Origin of the sequence: Lysobacter sp. ISL-50, assembly GCF_018612875.1 — a bacterium.
Lineage (GTDB): Bacteria > Pseudomonadota > Gammaproteobacteria > Xanthomonadales > Xanthomonadaceae > Lysobacter.
In genome coordinates this window covers 1-8,260 of sequence record NZ_JAGGRI010000068.1, presented here as the reverse complement: position 1 = coordinate 8,260, position 8,260 = coordinate 1, and the positions used below count along the sequence as shown (strand labels likewise).

Annotated in this window: 8 protein-coding genes; 1 reads left to right on the top strand and 7 read right to left on the bottom strand. The window is 67.3% G+C overall.

Translation table 11 applies throughout. From position 1 onward, the window contains the following. Positions 1-264: 264 nt before the first annotated feature. The 7 genes from kdpC to thiD form a co-directional block, all read right to left on the bottom strand. The gene (kdpC, locus tag J7J50_RS24400; protein ID WP_215060584.1) at positions 265-864 is read right to left on the bottom strand and encodes a potassium-transporting ATPase subunit KdpC; all 600 of its coding nucleotides are present in this window, start codon (positions 862-864) and stop codon (positions 265-267) included. 102 nt (positions 865-966) lie between these two features. Beyond that, positions 967-3,003, bottom strand: coding sequence for a potassium-transporting ATPase subunit KdpB (gene kdpB, locus J7J50_RS24395; RefSeq protein WP_215060605.1), 2,037 nt, complete (start codon positions 3,001-3,003; stop codon positions 967-969). A gap of 35 nt (positions 3,004-3,038) precedes the next feature. Then, positions 3,039-4,781: a potassium-transporting ATPase subunit KdpA gene (gene kdpA, locus J7J50_RS24390; RefSeq protein ID WP_215060582.1), complete on the bottom strand. Its 1,743-nt coding sequence runs from the start codon at positions 4,779-4,781 to the stop codon at positions 3,039-3,041. A gap of 136 nt (positions 4,782-4,917) precedes the next feature. Next, positions 4,918-5,010: a potassium-transporting ATPase subunit F gene (locus J7J50_RS24385; RefSeq protein ID WP_057943452.1), complete on the bottom strand. Its 93-nt coding sequence runs from the start codon at positions 5,008-5,010 to the stop codon at positions 4,918-4,920. 14 nt (positions 5,011-5,024) lie between these two features. Continuing rightward, the gene (locus J7J50_RS24380; protein ID WP_215060579.1) at positions 5,025-5,771 is read right to left on the bottom strand and encodes a TorF family putative porin; all 747 of its coding nucleotides are present in this window, start codon (positions 5,769-5,771) and stop codon (positions 5,025-5,027) included. A 273-nt stretch (positions 5,772-6,044) separates the two neighbouring features. After that, a complete protein-coding gene (locus tag J7J50_RS24375; protein WP_343222572.1) occupies positions 6,045-6,905 on the bottom strand; it encodes an alpha/beta fold hydrolase in 861 nt (286 codons plus the stop codon). Continuing rightward, positions 6,898-7,719 (bottom strand): bifunctional hydroxymethylpyrimidine kinase/phosphomethylpyrimidine kinase, encoded by an 822-nt coding sequence (thiD, locus tag J7J50_RS24370; protein WP_215060577.1) that lies wholly within the window; start codon positions 7,717-7,719, stop codon positions 6,898-6,900. The genes J7J50_RS24375 and thiD overlap by 8 nt, the downstream gene beginning before the upstream one ends. Before the next feature lie 99 nt (positions 7,720-7,818). Here thiD and J7J50_RS24365 point away from each other — a divergent pair, with 99 nt between their 5' ends. Further along, positions 7,819-7,968, top strand: coding sequence for a hypothetical protein (locus tag J7J50_RS24365; RefSeq protein ID WP_215060575.1), 150 nt, complete (start codon positions 7,819-7,821; stop codon positions 7,966-7,968). Positions 7,969-8,260 lie beyond the last annotated feature (292 nt).

Below are 8,260 nucleotides of genomic sequence, written 5' to 3'. Positions count from 1 at the left end.
GCGGTGCCTGCGCAGGCAGGTCCCGCAGTGGGCATCCTGCCCACGGCGGGACCCGGCGCACGTCCATGTGCGCCGCCCTCCGGGTGTCCCTGGTCTCGCGAGTTACTAGCGGCGCCCAGCAACGACAAAAGCTAAGGCGAAGAAAAGGCAAGGCGAATCAAAGACAGCGCAAAGCGAGGCAAAGCAAAGGCAAAGCAAAATCTTGGCAACGGCAACGGCAACGGCAACGGCAACGGCAATGGCCGCGCCGCTATGAGCACCGAATCAGCGCGCCGCATCCAGAGCCAGATTGAGCCGCAGCACATTCACCCGCGCCTGCCCAAGCGCACCGAACTGCGGCGCTTCAGTGTTCGCGGCGATCAAGGCCTTGATCTTGGCCGCATCCACGCCGCGCGCCTTGGCCACGCGCGCGGCCTGCACCTGCGCGGCGCGGGGCGAGATGTGCGGGTCGAGGCCGCCGCCGGATTGAGTGGCCAGTTCGGCCGGGACTTCGCTCACGGCGATGCCTTCGCGCCGGGCGATCGCCGCGGTGTCGTCGGCGATGCGTTTGTGCAGGTCGGGATTGCTGCGCGCCTGGTTGCTGCCCGATGCGGCCGTCGGATCGTACTTGGCCGCCGAGGGGCGCGCCTGGAAATACTTCGCATCGAGGAAGGGCTGGGCGATCAGCGCCGAGCCGACCGCATGGCCGTCGTGCTCGATGATCGAACCGGTGGCCTGCCACGGGAAGGCGACGCGGCCGAGCGCGGTGCCGGCGAGCGAGTACAGCAGGCCGAAGCCGAGCAGGGCGACGGCGGCGAACAGCAACGGTGTGCGCAGCGCAATGCGGTCGTCGATGCTGGCGGCTTGAGTGGTGGAAGTGTTCATTTCGTTGTCCTGTTGATTAGGTCGGGCCTTGCTGGTTTCGCTTGGCCCTCACCCCAACCCCTCTCCCGCAAGCGGGAGAGGGGCTCTGTAGGGCGCGGCGGTTCAGAAGATCGCCACCAGCGCCAAGTCGATGAGCTTGATCGCCACGAACGGCAGCAGCACGCCGCCGAGGCCGTAGACCAGCATGTTCCGGCGCAGCAGCGAGACCGCGGTGGCGGGCTTGAAACGCACGCCGGCCAGGGCCAGCGGGATCAGGGCCGGGATGATGATCGCGTTGAAGATCAGCGCCGCCAGCACCGCATGGGTCGGGCTCGACAGATGCATGACGTTGAGCGCGGCCATCTGCGGAATCGCCGCGGCGAACAGAGCCGGCAGGATCGCGAAATACTTCGACACGTCGTTGGCCAGCGAGAACGTGGTCAGCGCGCCGCGGGTGATCAACTGCTGCTTGCCGACTTCCACCACCGCCAGCAGCTTGGCCGGATCGGAATCCAGATCGACCATGTTGCCGGCTTCCTTCGCTGCCTGCGTGCCCGAGTTCATCGCCAGGCCGACGTCGGCCTGGGCCAGCGCCGGCGCGTCGTTGGTGCCGTCGCCGACCATCGCCACCAGACGGCCGCCGGCCTGTTCGGCGCGGATGCGGGCGAGCTTGTCTTCCGGGCGCGCTTCGGCGATGTAGTCGTCCACGCCGGCCTCGGCCGCGATCGCCGCTGCGGTCAGCGGGTTGTCGCCGGTGATCATGACCGTGCGCACGCCCATCGCCCGCAGACGCGCGAAGCGTTCCTTGACGCCGTGCTTGACCACGTCCGACAGCTCGATCACGCCGAGCACGTAGCGGCCTTCGGCCACGACCAGCGGCGTGGCGCCGCTGCGCGCGACCTGCTCGATGCGGGCATTGAGTTCCGGGATGACCTCGCCGCCGAGCGAACGCACGTAGTTGCCGATCGCATCGCCCGAGCCCTTGCGGATGGAGCGCGCGCCGCCCGCGTAATCCTCCGGCAGATCGACGCCGGACATGCGGGTCTGCGCGCTGAACTGGATGTAGTCGGCGCGCTCGGGTTCGAGCGAATTGCTGTGCAGCTCGCGCGCCAGACGCACGATGGACTTGCCTTCCGGAGTCGGGTCGGCCAGCGAAGACAGCAGCGCGGCATCGCGCAATTGCGCGCGATCGACGCCGGCCAGCGGATGGAACGCGGTCGCCTGGCGGTCGCCGAAGGTGATGGTGCCGGTCTTGTCGAGCAGCAGCACATCGACGTCGCCGGCCACTTCCACCGCCTTGCCGGATTTCGCCAGCACGTTCGCCGACAGCGCGCGGTTCATGCCGGCGATGCCGATCGCCGGCAGCAGGCCGCCGATGGTGGTCGGGATCAGGCAGACCAGCAGCGCGATCAGCAGCAGCGGATCGAGCCTGGCGCCGACGAAGCCGGCGAAGAACGGCAAGGTCGCGACCACGATCAGAAAGGTCAGCGTCATCGCCGCCAGCAACATGGTCAAGGCGATTTCGTTCGGCGTCTTCTGCCGGTTGGCGCCTTCGACCAGGGCGATCATGCGGTCGAGGAAGCTGTGGCCGGGTTCGGCGCTGACTTCGATCACGATCTCGTCCGACAGCACCTTGGTGCCGCCGATCACGCCGGAGCGATCGGTGCCGGCCTCGCGCAGCACCGGCGCGGATTCGCCGGTCACCGCCGATTCGTTGATCGTCGCCACGCCCTTGACGATTTCGCCGTCGGCCGGGATCAGCTCGTTGGCCGAGACGATCACTCGATCGCCGGGTTTCAGGGTCGAGGCGGCGACGCGGGTTTCGTTCTTGCCGATGGTGTCGAGCTTGCGCGCCACCAGATCGCGCCGCGCCGCCCGCAATGACGCGGCCTGGCCGCGGCCGCGCGCTTCGGCGACGGCTTCGGCGAAGTTCGCGAACAGCACGGTGATCAGCAAGATCACGCTGACCGCGATGCCGAAGCCGGTGTTGCCCGGAACGAAGATCGTGATCAGCGCCGACAGCACCGTGCCGAGCAGCACGATCGCCATGATCGGGCTGCGCACGGCGTGACGCGGCGAGAGTTTGACGAAGGATTCCAGGATCGCCGCGCGCAGGCCGGCGGCATCGAGGCCGGCGACCGCGGTGGTGCGGCGCTGCACTCCGAGATGGGTTTGTTCAGTCACGATGGCATACCTCAGAGAGCGGGGCTGCTGAGCGCCGCAGCGGCGCCCGCATACAGCGTCAGGTGGTCGGCGATGGGGCCGAGGACCAGCGCCGGCATGAATTGCAGGACGGTCAGGATCACGATCACCGCGATCAAGGTCAGGGCGAAGGTCGGCGTTTCCGCGTGCAGGGTGCCGGCGCTTTCCGGCGCCACGCGCTTGCGCGCCAACAGGCCGGCGACCGCGAGCGGCACGATCAAGGCCGGATAACGGCCTAGCGCGAGCACCGCGGCGCAGCTCAGGTTCCACCAGTAGGTCGCGTCGCCCAGGCCTTCGAAACCCGAACCGTTATTGGCGAAGGCCGAGGTGTACTCGTAGAACACCTGGCTGATGCCGTGGAAGCCGGGATTGGAATTGGCGGTGATCGACGGGATCGCCAGGGCGATCGCGCTGAAGCCGAGCACGACCAGCGGCTGCAGCAGAATCAGCAACGCCAGCAGACGCACTTCCGGCGCTTCGATCTTGCGGCCGAACAACTCCGGCGTGCGTCCGGTCATCAGGCCGGCCAGGAACACCGACAGCAACAGATACACCAGGAACTGCTGCAGGCCGCAGCCGATACCGCCCCAGATCGCGTTGATCAACATGTTGACCATGGCCATGCCGCCGGTCAGCGGCGCCAGCGAGTCGTGCATGGCGTTGACCGAGCCGTTGCTGGTCTGGGTGGTCAGCGCCGCCCACAAGGCTGAATCGCCGGCGCCGAAGCGGGTTTCCTTGCCTTCCATCAGCGCCGCGTCGGCGTTGGTGGCCGAATGCGCTTCCGACCACACCGTCAGGCCGGTGGAGACCACCGACATCATCAGCATGCTGCCGAACACCAGCGCGGTGAGTTTGCGGCGGCCGGTGAACGGGCCGATCATGAAAGTCATCGCGACCGGAATCAGGATCAGCGCCAGGGTTTCCAGCAGATTGGCGAACGGAGTGGGATTCTCCAGCGGTACCGCGCTGTTCGGGCCGTACCAGCCGCCGCCGTTGGTGCCGAGCTGTTTCGCCGCGACCATGGAAGCGACCGGCCCCACCGGGATCTTCTGATCTTTCAGCCCGGCGCTTTGGTCGAGCGGCGAAACCGTTGCGGCGCCTTGCAGCGTCGACGGAACTCCTTGCGAAGTCAGCAACACCGCCCAGACCAGGCACAGCGGCAGCATGAAGCGCAAGGTGGCGCGGGTGACGTCCACCCAGTAGTTGCCCAGGTCGCGCGTTTCGCCTTCGCGCGCCGCGGCGTCGGGCGCGCCCATCGCCTGGCGTCCGCCGAACAGGCCGCGCAGGGTGGCGACCACGATCGCCAGGCCCATCATCGGCGTGACCACCTGCAGCCCGACGATGCCGACCATCTGCGACAGATAGCTCAGCTGAGCCTGACCGGAGTAGTGCTGCTGGTTGGTGTTGGTGAGGAACGACACCATCGTGTGCAGCGCGGTGTCCCAGCGCATGTTGGGGATGTTGTCCGGGTTGAACGGCAGCCAGGCCTGGGTCATGAACAACACCCACACCAGCACCGCCAGCACGAGATTGCTCAGCGCGAAGGCCAGCGCGTAACCGCGCCAGCTCATGCCGCGGTCGGGATCGACGCCGAGCGCGCGGTAGATCGTGCGCTCCAGCGGCCCGAACACCGCGTCCAGACGCGAGCGGTCGCCGCGCATGACCCGCGCCAGGTACAGGCCGAGCGGCCATCCCAGGCCGACGGCCAGCGCGAATACGAGAATGATTTCGATCATGGTGAAACACCGGGCGATGAAGGGGCCGTCGCGACGCATCCGGCGTCTCTACGGACCGCGCCCGAACGGTCGTTGTGTTCGGGTGCTGAGGAAAGGTGATGCGGATCGGTCCTGGTCCGCACTGCGGCTGCGCGGACTAGAAGTCTTCCGGACGCAGCACGACGTAGAACAGATACGCGGCGGCCACCAGGACCGAGACCGCGCACAACATGGAAAGCCAGCCAGGCATGGTCGTATCCCCTGTCAGAACGAGGCTTGCACGGCCGCTTCGATGCGCGAGCCGGCAAGGGAGTCGCCGAAGATGCGTTCGGCGTTGTGATCGGTGGCGTGCGCGGTCAGGCGCAGTTCGAACGGCGCCTTGACCGCCCAGATCGCGCTGAGCTGACCGTGGCTGTAGCTGCGGTCGTAGACGTCGTCGAGGAAGTAGTGGCCGACCGCGGCTTCAAAGCGCAGCGCGTCGTTGACCGGGAAGCGGGCGCCGATCTGCGTGTAGAGGCCGCGATCCTTGCTGCCCAGCGCTTCGTTCGAATAACCCAGCGACAGCCAGTAGTTGTCGCGGTAGGTCACGGTGCCGTTGAGCTCGGTCCAGTTGAGATCGCTGGTGGCCGAGGGATAGCGGTAGTGCAGGACGTTGACGTCCAGCGCCCAGTCCTGGGCGATCTTGCCGGCCCAGCCGACGGTGAAGTCGAGCTCGCTGCTGGCGTGGGTTTGCGGCGCGAACTCGACGTTGGAGCCCCAGATCGAGCCGTAGAAACCATTGGCCGCGGCGGCCTTGAAGCCGACCTGCACGGCCGGATCGCCTTGCGTCTGCGAGCTGCCGCGCCAGACGTAATCGCTGGTGAGCGCGGCCGAGCCGGTGAAGCTGGCGCTGGGCGTTTCCGCGGCATTCGCGCGCGTGCCGAGCGCGAGCAGGCCGAGGCCGGCGCAGACGGCGAGAAGCAACGGAGCGGCGGCCTCGCGGCGGCGGAACAGAGGATGCGACGACGACATGGGTGTATCCGGGAATTGGCAACGAGGCCGGTCTTGGCCACGTCGTCATTCTCGGAACATGGGGCGTAAAGCCGCTATTTCGTGCAGGCCGTCACGCCGTAAATTCAGCGTAAAAAATGGCTTGTTGGGCGTAAATCGGCGCGGCGCGGCGTTGTGTTTCCTGCTGCGGTGGATGTGGAGCGGTGCAATCCACGACCGTGGGGTGGGCGATGGCGGCGTCGCTGCGTGGTCGCGGCTCGCGCTACTTTTCGCGCGCGGTTCGTGCGGATTCGCCTACTTGCGCAGCAACGCCTTCGCCACCGCGTCGGGCTGCTTCATCCATGAGAAGTGATCGGCCCGCGTTCCCAGATCGCTTTCGCGCAAGACCACCGTCTCGGCGCGCGAGCGCGGCAGCTTCGACAACAGGAAGTCGAGCGAGGCCCGCGGCACCAGCCAATCGCTGTCCATGATCGCCGCGCGTATCTCGACTTCGACCTGGGCCATGCCGGCTTCCATGTCCGCCTCGATGCCGTGCGCGGCGTAGCGGCCGCTCAGCGCGGTCAACGCCCAGTCGCGGATCAGGCTGCGCGCTTCGTTGCCGCCGAAGCCGATGCGTTTGCCGGGCAGGGCGCCGTTGACCTGCGCCAGCCACGGCAGGAAGCGATAGATCATCGGCATCGCGATCCGCCGCGGCATCGGCCACGCGCGCCAGTACGGCGCGCCGCTGGCCGCCAGCCACAGCGAACGCGGCATCAGCGGATCGTTGTGCAACGCCGCCAATCCCAGGCGCATGCCCGCCATCTGCCCGCCGAGGCTGTGGCCGCCGATGATGCGCGGCACGCCGGGCAGCGCCGCCGCGACCGCGGCGTCGCTGAGCGGAATATCTTCGAGCAACAGCTCGCGATAACCCCAATCGCTGTCGCGGCCGGCGCGCAGGCTGCTGCTGCCGTTGCCGCGCCATTCGTGCACGAACACCGCGACGCCGTTGGCGGCCAGCGCGTGTGCGAACGGCAGATAGTTGCGCGCGGCGACGCCGAGCGCGGGCAGCCACAGCAGGCTGGCGCTGGGCTGCGGCGGAATCACGGAGATCAGCGACCAGCGATGGCCGTCGGCGCCGCTCAGCGGGGATTCGCCGACCAGGACGGATTCAAGCACGCGGCGCGGCTCCGAAGTGATCGAGCACCAACACTTCGCTGCGTCCCGGCCGATAGCCCAGGCGAAGCGCGTTATGCACGTAGTCGGCGGCGGCGACGCTTGCCTCTTGCAGCGAACGTCCCAGGCACAGATTCGCCGCGACCGCCGAAGCGAGCGTGCAGCCGGTGCCGTGCGCGTCCACCTGCAGGCGCGAGTGCGCGATCTCGCGCACCGATCCGGGTTGCGCGAACAGATCGACGACATCGCCGTCGCCGGGCAGGTGCCCGCCCTTGAGCAGCACCGCGTGCGCGCCCAACGCGAACAGTCCGTCGATGGCGCGATGCATGGCCTCGCGATCGGCGATGGATGCGCCGAGCAGCAGTTCGGCCTCGGGCAGATTCGGCGTGATCACGCTCGCTAGCGGCAACAGGCGCGTGCGCAGCGCGTCGAGCGCGGAGGCTTCGAGCAGGCGCGCGCCGGAGGTGGCGACCATGACCGGATCGAGCACGATGTACCGCGGCCGGTAGTGTTCGAGCGCATCGGCGACGGCGACGATGACTTCGGCGGTGGCGAGCATGCCGAGTTTGACCGCGCGGATGTCGAAGTCGTCGAAGCAGGCGTCGATCTGCGCGCGCAGGAACCCGGTATCGGGCACGTGCACGGCGCTGACCCCACGGGTGTGCTGCGCGGTCAGCGCGGCGATGGCGCTCAGCCCGTGCACGCGGTGCGCGGCGAAGGTCTTGAGATCGGCCTGGATGCCGGCGCCGCCGCCGGAGTCGGAACCGGCGATGGTCAGGGCGCTGGGGGGGAGAGGGGAAGGGGGTGGGGCGGTCATGGGGTTAGCGTACCCAAATCGTTTGGGGTGTGGCGTGGGGATGGGGTGGGAGAGGGGCGCGAGGGTGTGTCGAGTGGCAGTTTGCGAGGTTTTGCGCGATTGGTTGCTGACTCGTTCCTCACCTCGGCCCTTGCTGTTGCCTTTGCTGTTGCTGTTGCCAATATTTTTTTCGGCTTCGGCTTCGGCTTCGGCTTCGGCTTCGGCTTCGGCTTCGGCTTCGGCTTCGGCTTCGGTGTTGCTTTTGTCTAGCTTTGCTTTTGCCGTTGCTGGGCGCGGCTTGTTACTCGCGAGACCAGGGACACCCGGAGGGCGGCGCACATGGACGTGCGCCGGGTCCCGCCGTGGGCAGGATGCCCACTGCGGGACCTGCCTGCGTCGGCATCGCACTCGTGGCTCTTGATTCGAAACAGCCTAAAGCCCTTTCTTTGGTTACTTTCTTTGTGGCTTTGGACAAAGAAAGTGACCCGCCGCTCTATGGCGGAAGCGTTTAGCGTTTGATCTTGCTCTTGCTTGAAGCTTCTAAGGAACCTGAAAGCCCCGA

Bases quoted from the DNA above. Each gene is read 5' to 3' on its own strand.
- kdpA (WP_215060582.1), bottom strand. From the start codon at position 4,781: ATGATCGAAATCATTCTCGTATTCGCGCTGGCCGTCGGCCTGGGATGG.
- kdpC (WP_215060584.1), bottom strand. From the start codon at position 864: ATGAACACTTCCACCACTCAAGCCGCCAGCATCGACGACCGCATTGCG.
- J7J50_RS24385 (WP_057943452.1), bottom strand. From the start codon at position 5,010: ATGCCTGGCTGGCTTTCCATGTTGTGCGCGGTCTCGGTCCTGGTGGCC.
- J7J50_RS24380 (WP_215060579.1), bottom strand. From the start codon at position 5,771: ATGTCGTCGTCGCATCCTCTGTTCCGCCGCCGCGAGGCCGCCGCTCCG.
- thiD (WP_215060577.1), bottom strand. From the start codon at position 7,719: ATGACCGCCCCACCCCCTTCCCCTCTCCCCCCCAGCGCCCTGACCATC.